This window comes from Novosphingopyxis sp. (genome assembly GCF_965218915.1).
In the GTDB taxonomy this organism is placed as follows: domain Bacteria; phylum Pseudomonadota; class Alphaproteobacteria; order Sphingomonadales; family Sphingomonadaceae; genus Novosphingopyxis.
On sequence record NZ_OZ244708.1, the window covers coordinates 2,395,819 to 2,414,084 of the forward strand.

An 18,266-nucleotide genomic window follows, 5' to 3' on the forward strand; every position below is an offset into this window, starting at 1 on the left:
CTTCCCTCGCCGCCGATGATCCGTATATAGGCGCGCAAGACGTGAAAAGCGCCTGCTGGGGCGTAGCCAAGCGGTAAGGCACCGGTTTTTGGTATCGGCATGCGCAGGTTCGAATCCTGCCGCCCCAGCCAAGTTTCTAATTTTCGAAAAAGTCCGCAGTTTGGTTCCTGAAGGATTCGGCAAGGCGCGATCCGGGATCGATAAAGGAGCGGCCGGAGATCACCGATCAGCAGAAGAAAGCTGTTCGACGTGAACCCAGTCTACATACATGGCGATTTGGCCACGCTGGATCTGCCGAACGGTCGCTTCCGGGATGCCATTATAAGGTTGTTCGATCCCATTGGTCTTGAACGGATAGGCGCCGCCCAAGGCAAAGTTGAGAATGATGAATTGAGGACCGTCAAACGCCCATTTGCCGTAATGCTCGACCATCGGCCGGGTCACGCGATAAGTGGGGTGGCCATCGAGCTTGAACAGAATTTGATCGGGTGTCCAGTCCACCGAATAGACGTGCCAATCGGTGACGTCGGTATCGTCTCTGAAGAAATATTTGTTCACGAGCGGGGTTTCGCCTGAATAGCCCGGTCCATGAAGCGCCACGCCGGTCCAGTCCTTCTCGCCGACATATTCCATGATGTCGGTTTCGCCGCTTGCCGGCCATTCGCCATAGCCGAGCAGCCAGAATGCGGGCCAGACCCCCTGGGCATCGGGCATTTTGATGCGCGCCGATGCGGTGCCGTAAGTGAAATCGAATTTATCGCGCGTCGTGATGCGCCCCGAAAGGAAATCCGCAGGGCGGCCGGAGGGCGTTTCAAAGCCCTTGCTGAATGTCGGCTTCAGCGCCAGCACGCCGCCATCGGCACCGGCAATCGTTCCTGCGGGCAGGACCCGGACCGTATCCGGCGAATCGACATAGGCCTGCTGCTCGTTGTTCACCCAGAATTCCGGGCCGACGACGTTCCATTTGCCGCGGTCCAGCGCACCGGAGTCGAATTCGTCGGCGAACATCAGCGGACCGCTTAGTGCCAGCGGGAGCGCTGCGGGAGCAGGCGTCTCCGCCATTTGGCATCCGCTCGGGACCAGAATGCCTGCCAACGCAAGCAATAGGGCTATGATGCGCATATTTCCCTTCACGCCGCCGCCGGCGTTCGCGCATACCATCCGAAGCTGGCGATCACGGCGTAGCAGATGGCGGGGATGACGAGCGCCAGATAGAGACTGCCGCTGGTGTCCGCGACCACGCCGGTTAGGAGTGGCACCACCGCGCCGCCGAAGATCGCGACGTTGATGATGCCCGATCCGTCCGCCGCGCGGCTGCCCAGCTTCTCGCAGGCCAGGCTGAAGATCGTCGGGAACATGATCGAGTTCATCAGGCCGATCGCGAGCAGGCTATAGCCCGAAACGACGCCGCTCGTGTTGGTCGAGATCAGCAGCAGCGTGATGGCGCCCAGCGCGACGAATGCGAGGACCTTGCCCGGGCTCAGCACACGCAGGACGGCCGAACCGATGAATCGCCCGATCATCGCACCGCCCCAGTAGAGAAAGATCAACGATCCTGCCTTAGCCTGCGTCAGCCCCATCACGCCCGGCTGTTCCAGATAGCTGACGATGAGCGAGCCGATCGACACTTCCGCGCCGACATAGAGGAAGATGCACAGCGCGCCGAAGCCGAAGCGCTTGCGCTTGACGAGATCGAGTCCGCCGAGACCCGTGCTCGGCTCGTGCCGCTCGCCCTGCAGCTTGTCGCGGAATATCCACACCACCGTAGCGACGATGGCGAGCATGACGGCGATGGCGATATAGCCGCCCATGATCGCCCCGCTCTCGGCGATGCGATATTCGCTGAGCGCCGCGCCGGTCAGTTCGGACGCGCTGAGATCGGCCAGGCTGCCGAGGATCAGCGCGGCGCCCGCGATCGGGAAGATGGTGGTGCCGAGCGAGTTGAACGCCTGCGCAAAGGTCAGCCGGCTATGCGCCGTCGCTTGCGGCCCGAGCAGCGAGATCAACGGGTTGGCGACCACCTGAACGACGACCACGCCGCTCGCCAGCACGAACAGCGCGAACAGAAACAATGCGTAGGTCGCGGTCTGCGAGGCCGGAATGAACAGCAGGCAGCCGGTCATCATGATGAGCAGTCCCGCCACCGCGCCGCGCATATAGCCGATCTTTTTCACCAGCTTGGCGCCCGGAATACCGATCACCAGATAGGCGGTGAAAAAGCAGAACTGCACCAGCATCGCCTGCGTGTAGTTGAGCGTGAACAGCTCCTTCAGCTTGGGAATGATGACGTCGTTCAGCGAAGTGATGCCGCCGAAGATCAGGAACAGCGCGAAAACGAAGCCCTGCAGCCCCGGCGCGCGGATCGGCTCGGCATCCCCTTCGACCGGATGAGGATCGCTACTCGATGCGACGTCTGGAGCTAGTGCCATGAGCGATCCTCTTTCTTCCCGGTCCTGATATCGCCGGGTTATAGCCTGTGTTCAGCCGGCGGGCGAGGGGCATGCCAAGTCTTCACCGACCGCCTCCACTTTGGCAGCGAACAGGGTAATGGCAAAGCCCCGATCCGCGGTGATCCGCAGGGCGTTGCCGAGCTGAGTCAGGTCCGCGCCGGCATCGGCGAAGCAGCGCAGGGGTATTTTAAGCGTCGAGGGCTGGCCCAGCGCCAGGTCCGCAATCAATCCGGTCGCATCCATGGCGGTGTCGCCCATCGCGATCATGACCGGTCCCGAGCCGCGCTGATCGATCCGCCAGTCCAGCCGCAAGGCAAAGGCGTTGCCCAGCTGGCGCGACAGATCGACGACCGGACCGTCGATGCTCACCGCGCCTTGATCGCTCCAGACGATCTGCTTGGCATCCTCCTGCGCTGTGAAATCGACCGAGCTCGTCGCAACGGCATGTTCCGGGCTCGCCTGCGGACGCGACTCCACCGTCAGCGCCCCCCCGCCGTCGCTGACCGTCATGACCCAAGGCGCCCGCGCGCGTCCGGCGCCGAAGAAATCCTGCACGTTCAGCGCGGCCGTCACGTCCATCCCCGGATCTTCGGACAGGCCCGGCACCCGATGGTCGCTGCCATAATCCAGGCCATAGCCCAGCGGGAACAGGGGGGCCGTGATCGGCGAGCGCGCGTCGGCGGGCCAAGGAAAGGAAAGCCGGCCGGTAAAATCGCGCGCGGTGGTGCCGTCGACGCGGGCCACCAGCACATCGGCCACGCCGATCCCCTGCGAGCCGGGGAGCCAGGCGGCCACGAACGCGTCGGACGCGTTGATCTCCGGACTGGTGAACATCGGCCGGCCGGACAGGAACACCGAGACGACGGGAATGCCAGCGCTTTTCAGCTTTTTCAGCAGCGCCAGATCGGTGGCACCCGCCGGTTGATAATCGAGCGTCGGCACGTCGCCCTGAAATTCCGCATATGGCGGCTCGCCGAAGACCATGATCGCAACATCGGGTCTGGCCGTGAAATTGCCATCCAAGGCCAGTTCGGCGCTACCGCCGGCCTGCTTCACCGATGCGGAAATACCGTCCCAGACGGTCTGGCCGTTGGAGAAATCGCTGTTGGTGACGTCGGTACCCTGCCAGCTGATCGTCCAGCCGCCGGCCTGCATCGCCATATCGTCCGCGCTCCTGCCCGCCACCAGAACCTTGGCGCCCGGCTTGATCGGCAGGACCGAGCCGTTGTTCTTGAGCAGCACGAGCGATTTGGCGACCGCTTCCCGCGCCAGCGCGAGATGATCCTGCGCGCCGATGGCCGCGTAATCGCGGCGCGTCGCCGGCTGGTCCTCCAGCAGGCCGAGCTTGGCCTTGACCCGCAGGATGCGGCGCACGGCATCTTCGAGCCGTTCCAGCGAAATCAGGCCCGCCCGCGCCTCCTGCAAGGTGTTGTCGAACAATCCCTTCCAGCTGTCGGGCGCCATGTAGAGATCGAGGCCCGCTTCGAGCGCGGCGGGACAATCGGTGACCGTGCAGCCCCCGATCTGTCCGTGCGCATTCCAGTCGCCGACGACGAACCCTTCGAAACCCATTTGTCCCTTGAGCACACCGGTCAACAGCGACTTGTTGCCGTGGTTCTTCACGCCGTTCCAGCCGGAGAAACTGGCCATTACTGTCAGCGCGCCGGCGTCGATCGCGGCCGGATAGCCCTGTGCGTGAATGGCGATCAGTTCGGCTTCCGGAACGATCGCGTCGCCTTGGTCCTTGCCGCCCTCGGTCCCGCCATCGGCGAGGAAATGCTTGGCCGTGGCGGCGACATGATCGGTCGCCAGTTCCTCGCCCGATTGCAGCGCCCCCTGCAGGCCGAGCACCATCGCCCCGGCATAATCGGCGACCAGCGCGGGGTCGGACGAATAGCCTTCATAGATGCGCCCCCAGCGCGGATCCTGCGGCACGGCCAGCGTGGGCGCGAAGGTCCACTCGATCCCGCTTCCCGCGACCTCGGCGGCGGTGACCGCGCCGATCCGCCGGATCATTTCCGGATCATGCGCCGCGCCGAGCCCGATATTGTGCGGGAAGAGCGTGGCGTTGGGGAGATTGCTATGCCCGTGCACGGCATCGATCCCGAAGATGATCGGGATGGCGATCCCCTGCCCGCGCGGCCTGAGCGAGGCGGCGCGAAACTCGCTCACCAATCTGTCCCAGTCGGCCGCGCTCGAACGCTCGTTCCCATGGGGTCCGCTGTTGCCGCCCGCCAGGATCGAGCCGAGCGGATAGTCCGCCAGATCGGCCGGCGTGATCGTGGTGATATCGGCCTGGATGACCTGCCCGACTTTCTGCGCCAGCGTCATTGAACCGATCAGCCGGGTGATCTTCGCCTCGGTTTCTAAATCGGTGATCGCGGCCGGGCTGCGTGCGCTCGGCCAGCGTTCGGGATGCGCGGTGGCGGACATCGCCTTGCCGCTATTCGCCGCTCCGCCCCTGGAAGGCGCAGCGGGTGGCGCAAGCTGCGTGCAGCCGATGGTTCCACAGGCGAGTATGGCCGCCGCCAACGACGCTTTACCGGTCAATTCCATCCTCGCCCCATCTATGTTGTGAACGTTATCAAGATTGAAATCGCACGGTCTTCGGGCAAAATCAAGCCGCTTTCGGCAGCGCGCTTATGGTCGACAGAAGGACCCAAGCGAGGCCGGCGAGGCCGGCGAGCAGCCAGATGAGCGGCGCATAGCCGAAGCCGGGCACGATCGCGATGGTCAACCAGGGCATGATCAGGGACGGCACGGTGTTGGTGAGGTTGAACAGGCCCAGATCGCGGCCGCGCAGGCTCGGACGCGGCAGAACCCGCAACGTCTGGCTGCTGTGCAGCGACAGGAACACCGTCGTCGCCAGCCCGAACAGGACATAGCCCGCCAGCGCCATCGCGATGCCTCCGGACGCCGCCATGATGGCGAGCCCTGCCGCGGATAGCGCAGCGCTCAGTCTCAGCGGCACGATCGCGCGCCCGCTGCGATCGGCCCAGCGACCGGCGAGCAGCGCCAGCGGGATCGCGGTGACCAATACCACGCTGAAGATGCGCGCGGTGTCGGCGTCGCGGATCGCCGGGTCGATCGATCGGAAATAATAGAGCAGATAGGCGAACAATGCCGCCTCGGATATCTGCACCGCCAGCCGTGCGGTCCACATGCGCACGATCGATCGGTCGAAATCGATCCGTCCCGTCGCCGCTTGCCCCGAAGACCGCATGAGATCGGGAAATGGCCTCGGCCTGCCCAGCAGCAGCAGCGGCAACACGCACGCAACGACCATCAGGGCGACGAGCGCAAACCGGGTTTCCACCGGCGCCAGTGCGGGAATGGTGACGATGGCGCCCGCCGCCGCGCCAGCGGCCGGGGCGAAGGCAAGCAGGCCGCCGAGCAACCCCTTTTGCCGGTCCGGAACGGAATCGCCCGCCAGCGCGGCCAGCGGTCCGAGCATCATGTTGAGCCCGAGCTGCCACAGAATCAGCGTCGCGGCCAGTGGCAGTATCGCATCGATGCGCGCCATCGTCAGCAGCAACCCGACGTTGAGCGCGAGGCCGGCGCCGATCCAGGCCTGGCGCCGGCCGGTCACATCGCTCAGCCAGCCGAACAGGATGCCCCCCAGGCTTGCGGCGATCGCTCCGGCGAAGCTCAGATAGCCCAGCCAATGCACCGCCTGCGGCCCTGAAATATCCGCCACGCGGGTTGGCAGCAGCATCGTTAGGAACGGCACATAGGCGATCGCCCCGCCCGCCCAGGCCAGGGCATAGAGGCGCAGGAAATGACTCGACTGGCGTGGCTCGCCAGAGTCGGCCGGGTCAGTTGCCATGGATATCCGCATCGCGCGGAGGGGCGGTGGAACTGCGCAGCACCAGGGCGGCGGGAACCACCACCGGTTCGCGCGGCGTATCTTGCCCCTTCTGCGCGGCGATGATCAATTCAACCGCCCGCGCCACGGTGCGGGCAACCGGCTGGTCGACGGCGCTGAGCGGAGGGTGGGTGAAGCGGGCGATCGGCGTGTTGTCGAAGCTGATCAGCGACAGATCGCCGGGCACTTCCAGATCAAGCGCGCGGGCGACCTCCAGCGCCGCAAGAGTCATCTTGTCGCTGCTCGCCAAGATCGCGGTCGGCCGGTCGCCTAGCCCGAGCAGCTTGCGCGCGGCGCGCTCACCGGAAGCGAAACCGAAATCGCCCGTCTCCAGCAGCCCGTCCGCCGAAAGTCCGGCGGCACCCATTGCCGCGCGCCATCCATCGACGCGCCAACCGCTGAGGCTGTATTCCGGCGGCCCCGCGATGAACGCGATCCGGCGATGACCCAGCTCGATCAGATGATCGGTCGCCAGTCTGGAAGACCCGGCATCGTCCATCGTCAGCGCGATCCCCGGCCCGGCGGCCAGCGAACCGATGCGCGCGAACGGGATGCGGTTCTGCTCGAGCAGATCGGCGATCAGCCGGTTGTCCGAATGCGGCGGCGTCAGCACCACGCCGTCCGGCTGCAGCGCGGCAATCGCGCCGCGCAGTTCGCGCTCGACATGGTCGCTATGCGTATCGACCAGCTCGAACATCAGGCGATAGCCATGTTCGGCGCATTTCAGCATGCCGCCCAGCAGCATCTGGTCGACCCAGTCGGCACCCTGGCGCTCGCGCCAATCGGAAATCGTGCGCTCGCGGTCGTTGAGCGCCAGGATGATGTAGGAACGCGAACCGCTCATGCGCTGCGCCGCGATCGATGGAACATAGCCAAGCCGGTCGATCGAATCCTGCACCCGCCGCGCCATCTGGGGACGGACATTGGGCTCCTTGTTGATGACTCGGCTGACCGTCTGGAGCGAAACGCCCGCATCGGCCGCGACATGCTTGATGGTAACCGCCTGCCGGCGCCGTGCCATGGTTCAGAAGTCCCTGTGATTAACAGCAAATGTCATTAGCGGGGTCGGCCGCGATTTACCAGTTGCCCCACGGCCGGGCCACGCCTGTCATGCCGCTTCTGCAGGGCGCGTTCCGCAATAACGAGCCACATAGGCGTCGTGCGCGGGAAGCCCGGCAACCGTCTTGGACACGCTATCGCGCAGCGTCTCCAGCAGCTGCGTCAGTTCCTCGTCGGTAAGCTTCGCCGCGATCGGATGGAACGCTTGCGGCATGACTCCCTGGCCCATCATCACCTGGACCCAGCTGTTTTCGGCGAACAGTTCCTCGTTCTTGCGGAACACCCGGCCGGTTTCGCGGAACAGTTCGATCCGCTGCGCCAGCGTGTCCGGCACGTCCATCGCCGCGCAATGCCGCCAGAAGGCGCTGTCCCGGCGATCGGTGGCCTTGTAGTGCAAGATCAAGAAATCGCGAATCTGCAGCATATCGGCGAACTGCTGCTCGTTGAATTCCGCGACGTCGCGTTCGCTAACTTCGCGCAGCGGCAGCATCCGGATCAGCCGCAGCACGGCGCGTTGGATGAGGTGGATGCTGGTCGATTCCAGCGGCTCCATGAACCCGCTCGACAGGCCGATCGCCACGCAGTTGCGGTGCCATTGCCGTCGCCGCGCGCCGGTGACGAAGCGCAGCATATTGGGCTCGGTCAGCGGCTCGCCCTCGATGCTCGTCATCAGCCGGTCAAGCGCCGCGCCCTGATCCAGATGGCGGCTGCAATAGACGATCCCGTTGCCGCCGCGATGCTGCAGCGGAATGCGCCATTGCCAGCCCGCATCGTGGGCGATGGCGCGGGTGTAGGGGATTGGCGGGCCGACCGATCGGGTCTGCACCGCGATCGCCGCGTCGCAGGGCAGATAATGCGTCCAATCGTCATAGCCCGCATGAACCGCGCCTTCGATCAGCAGCGCGCGAAAGCCCGTGCAGTCCAGGAACAGGTCGCCTTCGATCCGCTCGCCCGATTCCAGCAGCAGCGCGTGGATATCGCCCTTTTCCAAATCGAGCTGCACCTCGGCGATCCTGCCTTCCAATCGCCGCGTCCCATCGGCCTCGGCCATATCCCGCAGAAACTTGGCATAAAGCGCGCTGTCGAACTGGTAGGCGTAGTTCATCCTGTCGTCGGGCAGATGCGCGAATTTACCGGCGTGCGCGGCGGCAAGCTCCAGGCAATAAGCGTCATAGGGTTCGCTATGCCCCCGCTCGCGGCCGTTCAGCCAGAAATGCTGAAACCCGGCCGCCCAGTGGTCCCGGCCGGTCGTCCCGAAGGAATGGAAATAACCCTCACCCTCGCATTTCCAGTTGTCGAACTGGATGCCGAGTTTGAAGGTCGCCTGCGTGGCGCGCATGAAGTCCGCTTCGTTGATGCCGAGCAAGCGGTTATAGGTCACCAGCGGCGGGATGGTGCTTTCGCCCACGCCCACGGTGCCGATCGCGTCGGACTCGATCAGCGTCACGTCGATCGCGGCGCCCATCGTTCGGGCGATCGCCGCGGCGGCCATCCAGCCGGCGGTGCCGCCGCCCGCGATCACGATGCGCCCGATCCGCTCCCGGCCGCCGCTCACTGGCTGAGCGATCGCAGGAGGAAGGCGCGGATCCGCCCGGCGCTCTCGGCGGTGAGCGGGCCCAATATGCTGCGCGCCTCTTCGGGAATATGCGCGGTGACGTTCTCCCCGTTGCCGAACACATAATGGTCGAACAGCATCCGCCAGAGCCGCTTCTCATCGTCCGGCAGATCGCGGACCGAGAGAATGGCGTGGTTCAGCGCGTCCTGCGGCTGCCCCATCCAGCGCGGGCTCTCGCGCCACCAGAAATTGACGAGCGCGTTGAACCCGCTCAGCGCCTCGACATGGTGCCACCACATCGACGGAATGTGGAGCGCGTCGCCGGGCTCCAGTTCGGTGAAAAGACCATGACGGAGGGCCTCGCGGAAGCGGGGATGGGCAGCGAAATCGGGATCGTGGAAATCAACCATGCTGACCGCGCGGCCGGCGGGCGTGTTGTCGATGGGGCCGATATAGAGATTGTCGAACTGGTCGGGCGGAAACAGCGTGAAGCGCCGCCGACCCACCGCGCAGCACGCCAGGTTGGCGGGAAAGTCATTATGCGCCGCGATGCGGGTGCGGGTGCCGATCCAGATGCTCGAGATCGGTTCACGCGTTCCGAGATCGACATGGTTCTCCTCGTACAATCCGGAGAAGAAATCGTGCATGTCGATCGAGGCGAGATAGACCGACGCCGCATCGGGCTTGCCCTCCGCCGCATCGATCCCATCGAATATCTCGCGCAGCCTGGCGCGGCCGCTGCGGAAGTTCATGCCCATCCGGTCGTCGTAAAATAGCCGCCCGCCGTCGTTCGGCGAACCCACCGAAACGACGAACGGCCTGTCGCGCGCCTTACCGAGCATATAGTCGCGCGCCTCGCGGTTCGAACGTTTGCCCGCCGCGATCAGCGGCCAATCGGCCACGAGACCGCGAACGACGAAAGGCTTGCGCGCCGCTCGCAGCAGCGCATCCAGCTCCGTCCCCGTCGCGGCGACCTCCGAGATCGGCGCGAGACCGCCGAACGGGCCGGGATCGGCTTCAGCCATGCCCGAGCCGTCCATTCTTGCGTGTCACGAGATCGCCGATATGGGCGAGCGAGGCGAGCGCCATGAAGATTGGCATCAGATGATCCTGCGCGTGCAATTCGCCCAGCGCGGCGGGATCGAGCAGTCGCAGCCGGGTTTCGTCGATGACGTGAAAGCCCACCAATCGATTCTTGGAGCCGTCGTCCAGCGGCACCTCGAGCGTGAACGGCTCGAGCAATTCGTGCCGCTTCAGCGCGTCGAAGAAGGCCGCGCCGGCGCGATACCCCTCGTCCAGCGCGCCCAGCAGTTCCGAGATCCGCTCCAGATAGGGCGTGGGGCGGTTGTCCTCGTCGAACAGCCGCAGCCCCTTGCCATGCGACACCCGCGGATGGGCCATGTCGATATGGACCTGCGCGCGCGCTCCGCCGCGCGACCGGCCGATCAGAAACGGCTGAACCGCGATCGCCAGCGGGCGATAATGCGCGTCCCACCCGCCGTCCCGCAGGAACAGATTCTCGCCCGTGTCGAAGCCGAACAGCGCATGCGCCGAGAAGCCGCCGCTTTCGGTATCGAACCGGAAGACGATGGGATAATGCGCCTGAACCTGCCGGAACTCGCTGGGCATAACCAGGCTCGACATCACCGCGTCGCCCAAGGCTTCCGATGCGTCGGTCAGGACCCGCAGATCGGCATGGGTCGCGCTGTCCAGCACGCAGTGGGACGTCATCGGGCGGTTTCGCCGGCGAGCGCGGGCGCCGGCTCGGCCAGCGCGTCGAGATAGGCGCGATTGGTCGGCAGCGCGGACGCCAGCGCCCGGGCGCGTTGATCGATCTGCCGCATCTGCTGACGCATCTCCTTCACTCCCGCGTCTTCGTCCATGTTCCCCGGCGGGCTTGGACCGCTCATGCCATAGAGCACATATTGATGGCTAGCCGCGGGAAACACTTCGTCCCGTTCGGGGAAATCGTAAACCGACGGCGGTTGATCGCGCCATAGTCGCAAGAGATCGGTGACGCGCTCCGGCACGCTGGCGGGATCGCGGTGGGCACGCCAATAGGGCTCGTTGCGGCGGCTCAGCACATAATGCAGCTTCAGGAAATCGACGATCCGGTCCCAGCGATAGCGGAACGTCCGGTTAAAGCGCTCGGCATGGATCGGCAAACTCCCACTATCCGCCGGAAAATTGTCGAGCAGCATCTGCAGCGACAATTCGATCAGCACGATCGCCGACGCCTCGAGCGGCTCGAGAAAGCCCGCCGACAAACCAATCGCCAGGCAGTTGTCCTGCCAGAACCGCTCGCGATGACCACTGGCGAAAGCGAGCAGGCGCACCGGATGATCGTCCAGCGCCACGCCCGGCATGGCCGTGCGGACATAGTCTGCCAGCATTTCGCGGGCGCGGCTTTGGTCCATATGCGCCGCGGCATAGACGCAGCCGATGCCGCGCCGCGTCGGTAAGCCGATATCCCAGATCCATCCCGCTTCGTGCGCGGTGGCGATGGTCTGCGAGGCGATCGGGCTGTCGGGCGCAACCGGCAGCTGGACCGCCAGCGCGCGGTCGTTGAACAGCATGTTGCCGCGGTCGATCCACGGCACGCCCATCTGCTCGCCGATCAGCCGCGCGGCATGGCCGGTGCAGTCGATGAACAGGTCGCCCGCAATTTCGCCATGCGCGCGCGTGACGGCGGCGGCGATATCGCCATTTTCCGCACTGCGGGCGGCGGTCATATGATCGGCGATGTGCCGCACACCCAATCGGTCGCAGGCATGGCGTTTTAGGAGCTGAACGAGCTTCGTGGCATCCAGATGATAGGCATAGTTCAGCGCCCCGGCATAATCCGGCATGACGCGCTGGCGTGGCGCGCAATCGAGCTTGCAGATGCGCGTCTGCGCAGACACCGCCTCGGCGAAAGATCGGCCCGGCTGCGCCTGCCACGCTTTCAGCAGATCGTCCGGGGCGCCCTCGGGCGGCGCGGTGAACGGATGAAGATAGCTGTCCTCCGTCTCGCCGGTTACCCATCCGTCGAACCGGGAGCCCTGTTTGAACGACGCATCGCATTCCCGCAGAAAATCGCTTTCCGCGATACCGATCGTGGCCAGGGTCCGGCGCATCGTCGGCCAGGTCCCCTCGCCCACGCCCACCGCCGGGATGTCCGGTGCCTCGATCAACGTGACGGTCGTGGAATCGTTCGGGCGGCGGGCGGCGATCATGCAGGCGGACAGCCAGCCGGCGGTGCCGCCGCCCACGATGACGATCTGTCGAACCGGATGGGTCAAGCCAAACCTCTCTGCGCACCGGTCGGCAAGATGGTCCCGATGGACTGCGCCGAAGCCGCCGTCGCAGTCTCAGGCATCTCGGGCCGATTAATCAAGCCCCGGGCGTCAGAAAGTGAACCGTACGCCCCCGGAATAACGGGCGTAACCCGGCTGCGCGAACGTCACGAAATTTTCCGAACGGCGATGCCCCCGGCGGCTTTCACCGGTCAGGTTGATCGCTTCGGCGAACACCGTGAGCCCGGGAATGAACTCGTAACTGGCGCTCGCGTCCACTTGGCCATAGGCTTCGACATAGGTCGGATCGAAGTCGCCCCCGGCATAGAATTCGTCGCGCCAGTTATAGGCGATCCGCGCCTGAAAGCCGTATTTGTCGAAAAATGCCACGGCATTGGCGCTGTCGCTGAGCCCCGTCAGTGCGAATTGGCCGATATTGGGATCGAGCGCGTTGTCGTAAATCGCATCGCCGCGCACGATCGTATAGTTCAGGATGGCGCCGAAGCCGGTATCCCAGAACTGGTGCTGAATCGCGAATTCCCAGCCGTGGATATTGGCGGTCTGGTCGCTGTTGAACGGCTGCTCGATCTGGAAATTCAAGAGCGGATCCTGATCGACGCTAAAAATATTGCCGATCCGGATCAACGGCGAATTGGGATCGCTTGGATCGAGCGGCTCCATACCTGTCGTCTGGGACGATTCGGGATAATTTTCCAGAATATAGTCGCGGATCAAGCGCGCGTCGGTCGTCCCGAGAGCCGCCACCGCCGCGTCGTAACGCGGACCGGCCGCCGGGTTGCGCAGATCGAAGGCCGGCGTATTGATCTGCGTTCGGCCGATGTAGTTGTCCACGTCCTTGTTGAAATAACCGACGGAAACATAGCTTGCCGCCCCGTAATACCACTCGGCGGAGAAATCGAGGTTCTTGGACTTGAATGGCACCAGGCCTGGATTGCCCTGATTGCCCGTACCGCCGCCAATCCGAGGGTTTGAAGCAAGCGTGCGACCACCCTGCAAGCTGCCGTAATCGGCCCGGGTGATGGTGTGGCTGTAGGACGCGCGCAGTTTGACGTTCTCGATCGGTTCGATGTCGAAATCAATGGCGGGAAGCCAGTTCTCGTAATCGCCCTTGAAACGGGTAAAGGTGCTGCCCGACGTGCTGATCGAAAATTCATTTGCCGACACCCAGGTGACACCGACGGGCACCGGCACCAGCGCCGAAGAATCCACGACGGTCTGATCGTAGCGCACGCCGGCGATGATGTTGGTGGGCATCGACCCGATATCGAATTTCAGGTTGAACTGCACGAAGGGAGAGATCGTTTTTTCGTGGATCCGCCGGTCGACCGTATAGTCGGCCAGGCAAGTTCCGGCCTCGGCGGTACCCGACTGCGGGTTGCTGCAAATGCCGTACAAGCCTTCGAGCAAGTTTGCATAGTTCTCGAAATCAAAGGTGTAGAAGGACGGAATTATACCAGCATCGGCGCCCTCCACCCCATCGAACTTGTCGGGGAGCGTGACCAGCGTGAACAGATCGTCCGGAATATCGGATGCCGGACCGGCGCCGCCCCAGGTATCGTTCTGGATGAAGCCATAGGCCGAACGCACCTTGTTATCGACGAACGAGAAGCCGGCGTCGATGCTGTCGAGGATGTCGCCGACATGGTCGTAGTGCCCCGTTAACTGCACCTGATTGATCTCGTCGCGGAAATAGGCGTTGCGGAAGGAATTGCCCGTGGGGGTGATCAGCGAGGCGTCGAGCGCGTCGATCCCTGGATACATTTGGTAGGAGATGACCGGCAGATCGTTCTCGAAATTGAGCGTCTGGGACTGCACGCCAAAGATCGCGTTGCCGATCGACGTGCTCGTTCCGAATTTGTTGGTCGGCTTCGATTCCGCGGTCGAATGATGCGCGTCCAGGGTGACGGTGACATTGCCCGGCGCGTCCCAGGTGAGATTGCCGCCGAGCGACTTGTTCTCGGTCTGGTTGGCGGTCAGCGCGCCGCTGTAGGACAGATCCTTGCCCGGTCCGAAATTCTCCGAATAGAAGATCGGACCCGCCGACGGGCCATCTGTCCAGGCGCTCGACGTGTCGCCGAAATTGAACCAGATGCCGACGCTGCTGTCGCGCGCCTCCACCTTGTTGCGCGAATAGGTATAATCGACCGTCGCGGTCAGCGTGTCAGTCGGGCGCGCCTGGAGCACGAGCTGGCCGTTGATCCGCTCGCGGTCGATATCGATCAGATCATAGGCCGCGCTCTGCGGAATCTCGTAGACGTCGTCGGGGCCGGGACGGTTCTGCACCGAATCGTTGCGGGGCAATGTCCCCCAGTTGTTCTCGGAACCCAGAAAACCGTCGCGGAAGCCCACGCTCGCGGAGTTCACGCTCGCCTTGCGGCGCTGATAGGAACCGGAGAGCAGGATGCCGAAACGATCGTCTGCGAAGGTCTTGGAAATAATGCCCGAAACCTCGGGGGTGATCTCGTCGTCGCCGTTGCGCGACGTGTCCAGCACGGCCTTGGCGGCGACGCTGCCGCGCAGGCCCGAACGGTCGAGCGGGCGCGGAGTCTTGATGTTGATCGTCGAACCGATGCCGCCTGACGGGACGGCAGCGCGGCCGGTCTTGTAGACCTCGACCCCGGCGACGCCCTCGGACGCGAGATTGGCGAAATCGAACGACCGTGTGGCTGGCGCGCTGGCGCCGTCGCCCAACGTCGACGTCGGCATTTGCCGGCCATTCAGCAGCACGAGGTTGTATTCCGGACCGAAGCCGCGAACCGTGACGGTCGAGCCTTCGCCATTTTGTCGATCGATCGACACGCCGGTGATGCGCTGCAGCGATTCGGCGAGGTTCGTATCGGGGAACTTGCCGATGTCCTCGGCGGAGATGGCGTCGACGACGCCCTGCCCGTTGCGCTTGATGTTCTGCGCGTCGGCAAGGCTGGCGCGGATGCCGGTGACGATGATCGCATCGCCCTCGTTCAGCCCGACCTCGTCGGGGTCGCCGACATCGGGGCCGTTCGGAATGATTTCCTGCGCCGCGGCGAGGTGCGGTGCTCCCAACAGCGCCAGTGCGGATACACCGCACAGAAGGCGCACAGCCGAACGGTCGCTGATCCCCATCATGACATCCTCCCAGTAATATCGCCGCCGATCCCGCCGGCGTGCTATCGTTGTGAACGTTCACTTCACGCCTCGACGATAATTTGTCAAGCCGATTTGCGGCACATGATGCTAAGCTGAGACCGAGTGTAAAGTATGAACTCCGCCTGCTCCTGCCATGGGCGGCGAAGGTCAGCGATGGATCGCACATGCAAAGTGACGAAAGTAGAATGGCTGGCCAGCATGTTTGAAGACTGTCTTTACGCTATCGAAAAATCCGTCAGCCGCCGGTTCACGGCCGAGCGGAGAGCGCAGCCGGTTATCCAGGTTGATGGGTCAAGGGACGCTCCGGCGGATCCGGTTCGGTACGCCGAAGAGACCGGGGAATTTACCGGGCGAACGGCCGGTCATTATCCAGATTTGAACAACCGCCATCGGGCGATTGGAAATAGCAGGCGATGGCTGAAGTAAAATGAGAGAAATCGATCAGGCTCAGATTCGTTCGATTGTTTTGGCCAGCATTTTGTCGCTGAACGGCTTTTCGAGCCTGGCGGCAATATAGCGTTCGCCTCCTTCGGGCATTTCGGCGTAGCCACTGGCCAAAACGATCGGAATTTCCAGGCCGCTTTCCCGGATCGTGCGCGCCAGCTCGATGCCTGTCATATTCGGCATGGCATGATCGGTAATGACCAGATCGATATCCGGATGATCGCCCATTATCGCGAGCGCTTCTTCTCCCGAGAACGCTTCCAGTACGGTATGGCCCAGATCCTCCAGCAAGCCGACCGTTCCCAGAAGCACCAACATATCATCATCGACGGCAAGGATCTTACGCTTGGGTTTTTCGACTGTTGCGATATCCCGAGCGGCGTGAGCCTCATCGACGGAAACGGGGGTGATCTGTTTCGCGATCGGAAGATAGATTTCCGCGGTCGTGCCTGCATCCAATTCGCTCAACATGCGGAAGGCACCGCCAGATTGCTGAGCCAGTCCATGAACCATCGAAAGTCCAAGGCCTGTACCCTTGCCGATGCCCTTGGTTGTAAAAAATGGCTCCATGGCTTGGGCAAGGGTTGCGGCATCCATTCCGCTCCCACGGTCTTCAACGGCAATTCTCACATAGAAGCCCGGCTCCAGCTGTTCGAGATCGTCGACTTTCAGGCAGTCGAGATGGATTGCAAGCTTTCCTGCGCCATTCATTGCATCGCGTGCGTTTACGGCAAGGTTGAGGATTGCCATCTCGAGTTGATTCGCGTCGACCGACGCTTCGGCGACGGTCGACGCTATTTCCAACCGGATTTCGACCCGCGGACCGATGGTGCGTTCAAGCAGATCACCCATTCCGTACAGGAGCGCGGCAACATCTACTGCCTTCGTATCGAGGTCCTGTTTGCGAGCAAAAGCCAGCATACGCTGGGTCAGCGTCGCGCCGCGGTCGGTCGCCTTGAGCGCATTGTCGACATATTTTGTCGTGCCATCGTCCCCTGCGGGCAACCGTCGCCGCAGCAATTCGAGGCTCGACCGAATCGCCATCAGCAGATTGTTGAAATCATGAGCGACGCCGCCGGTCAGCTGACCGATCGTTTCCAGCTTCTGGCTTTGGCGAAGCGCCGCCTCGGCCTTGTCACGCGCGGCTTCCGCAGCCCGGCGCTTGCTGACGTCGATTATCGAGACCATCACCCGCGCCACCTTGCCGTCGCTTTCGAACGCAGTACGCGCGGAAAGCAGAACTTCCGCGGTTTCGCCGGAATTCTTGATGAAGAAATAGGTGACGTCGTCGATCGCCCCATCCATGGCATCGAACCGAGGCCGATATTCGGTGCGGTGACGATCGAGACTTTCCGGCGTGATAAAATCCGCGAAAGAACGACCGAGGACCTCTTCCCTGCTATCATATCCCATGAACGCCAGCCACCGGTCGCTCACGCTCGTCAGATGGCCTTCGCCATCGATCGAGTGAAGGATCACGGGGGTCTTCTGGTAAAGTTCGGCCAGTTCTTTCGTGCGCTCGCGAACCGCTTCCTCGAGCAAGTCGCGAGAATTCGCCAACGCCTCCCGGGCCTTCACTTGCTCGTCGATATCGGTGCAGGTGCCGTACCAGCGAACGATCTGTCCGGTTTCGTCTCGAACCGGTTGGGCGCGGCCCAGGACCCACCGATAATGCCCCGATCGATGCCGCAGCCGGTATTCGATCTGATAGGGATCGCCGGTATCGAGGCTGTGCTGCCAGACGCGGCGGGCACGGTCCTGGTCCTCGGGGTGGAACATGCCGGTCCAGGCGTCTCCGTCGGTCGACCCGTCTGGCACGCCGGTAAACTCGTACCATCGGCGGTTGTAATAATCGTGGAATCCGTCCGGCAAGGTCGACCAGATCATCTGGTCGACCGAATCGGAGATGGCGTGGAATTTCTGCTCGCTTTCGTGCAGCGCCCGTTCGCGCTCCTCGAGCCGGATCATTCTGGCACGGGCGTCATATTGTCGCCGACGGGCCTTGAGCGAAGAGCGCACGCCGCGCACGAGATCGTCGGCGTGCAACGGGCGCGACAGCATCAGCGCGTTGCCGAGCGCATCGATCCTGGCTTTGTCGGCATCGCTGCGGGCCTGTTGCCCGGCGTTCGCCAAAACCACGAAAGGCAGGCCGGACCAGGTGGGCTGCTGTTCGACGAATTCGCTGATCGGACCCAGTTCGGCGTCGTCGCCTATCGCCTCTTCGGCGATGAGAACCATCCCGACACCGTCCTTCAGCAGACCGTGAAGTTCCACCAGGTCGGATGCCGCCACCGTATCGATTTTCTGACCGGCCAGCAGTTTGCTCGCGATATCGCTGTCGCGGCCGCGCGGGGCCAGGACCGCCACGCGCATTTCCTCCGCACGGATTTCAGCCGACATCGTGATCGCCGTCGATCAGCCCGTCTCCGTTCTTTATGTAAACGGGATTGCCGCTCAGGATACCGGTGAAG

General features: G+C 63.5%; 12 protein-coding genes and 1 tRNA gene. 2 read left to right on the forward strand and 11 right to left on the reverse strand.

The window, feature by feature from the left end; genetic code table 11:
* Positions 1–56 precede the first annotated feature (56 nt).
* Positions 57–131: transfer RNA gene (locus ACOQPC_RS11220), tRNA-Gln, on the forward strand.
* Positions 132–219: 88 nt separating this feature from the next.
* On the opposite strand, the gene ACOQPC_RS11225 is transcribed toward ACOQPC_RS11220, so the two are convergent.
* The 11 genes from ACOQPC_RS11225 to ACOQPC_RS11275 form a co-directional block, all read right to left on the reverse strand.
* Positions 220–1,062 (reverse strand): glycoside hydrolase family 16 protein, encoded by an 843-nt coding sequence (locus tag ACOQPC_RS11225; RefSeq protein ID WP_420605814.1) that lies wholly within the window; start codon positions 1,060–1,062, stop codon positions 220–222.
* A gap of 68 nt (positions 1,063–1,130) precedes the next feature.
* The gene (locus ACOQPC_RS11230) at positions 1,131–2,429 is read right to left on the reverse strand and encodes a sugar MFS transporter (protein ID WP_420605816.1); all 1,299 of its coding nucleotides are present in this window, start codon (positions 2,427–2,429) and stop codon (positions 1,131–1,133) included.
* A gap of 51 nt (positions 2,430–2,480) precedes the next feature.
* On the reverse strand, positions 2,481–4,883 hold the full coding sequence (locus tag ACOQPC_RS11235; protein ID WP_420605817.1) for a glycoside hydrolase family 3 N-terminal domain-containing protein: 2,403 nt from the start codon (positions 4,881–4,883) through the stop codon (positions 2,481–2,483).
* A gap of 184 nt (positions 4,884–5,067) precedes the next feature.
* Positions 5,068–6,276: an MFS transporter gene (locus ACOQPC_RS11240; RefSeq protein ID WP_420605818.1), complete on the reverse strand. Its 1,209-nt coding sequence runs from the start codon at positions 6,274–6,276 to the stop codon at positions 5,068–5,070.
* On the reverse strand, positions 6,266–7,336 hold the full coding sequence (locus tag ACOQPC_RS11245) for a LacI family DNA-binding transcriptional regulator (protein ID WP_420605819.1): 1,071 nt from the start codon (positions 7,334–7,336) through the stop codon (positions 6,266–6,268). The genes ACOQPC_RS11240 and ACOQPC_RS11245 overlap by 11 nt, the downstream gene beginning before the upstream one ends.
* Before the next feature lie 87 nt (positions 7,337–7,423).
* On the reverse strand, positions 7,424–8,866 hold the full coding sequence (locus ACOQPC_RS11250; protein ID WP_420608129.1) for a tryptophan halogenase family protein: 1,443 nt from the start codon (positions 8,864–8,866) through the stop codon (positions 7,424–7,426).
* A gap of 59 nt (positions 8,867–8,925) precedes the next feature.
* Entirely contained in the window at positions 8,926–9,954 is a 1,029-nt protein-coding gene (locus tag ACOQPC_RS11255) for a cupin-like domain-containing protein (RefSeq protein WP_420605820.1), read from the reverse strand.
* The gene (locus ACOQPC_RS11260; protein WP_420605821.1) at positions 9,947–10,660 is read right to left on the reverse strand and encodes a SapC family protein; all 714 of its coding nucleotides are present in this window, start codon (positions 10,658–10,660) and stop codon (positions 9,947–9,949) included. Before ACOQPC_RS11260 ends, ACOQPC_RS11255 begins: the two co-directional genes overlap by 8 nt.
* Positions 10,657–12,210, reverse strand: coding sequence for a tryptophan halogenase family protein (locus tag ACOQPC_RS11265; protein WP_420605822.1), 1,554 nt, complete (start codon positions 12,208–12,210; stop codon positions 10,657–10,659). Before ACOQPC_RS11265 ends, ACOQPC_RS11260 begins: the two co-directional genes overlap by 4 nt.
* A gap of 105 nt (positions 12,211–12,315) precedes the next feature.
* The gene (locus ACOQPC_RS11270; RefSeq protein WP_420605823.1) at positions 12,316–15,330 is read right to left on the reverse strand and encodes a TonB-dependent receptor; all 3,015 of its coding nucleotides are present in this window, start codon (positions 15,328–15,330) and stop codon (positions 12,316–12,318) included.
* Between the two features lie 468 nt (positions 15,331–15,798).
* Positions 15,799–17,682: a PAS domain-containing protein gene (locus ACOQPC_RS11275; protein WP_420605824.1), complete on the reverse strand. Its 1,884-nt coding sequence runs from the start codon at positions 17,680–17,682 to the stop codon at positions 15,799–15,801.
* 24 nt (positions 17,683–17,706) lie between these two features.
* On the opposite strand from ACOQPC_RS11275, the gene ACOQPC_RS11280 reads away from it, so the two are divergent.
* Complete coding sequence (locus tag ACOQPC_RS11280) at positions 17,707–18,264, forward strand: hypothetical protein (RefSeq protein ID WP_420605825.1); 558 nt, start codon at positions 17,707–17,709, stop codon at positions 18,262–18,264.
* Positions 18,265–18,266 lie beyond the last annotated feature (2 nt).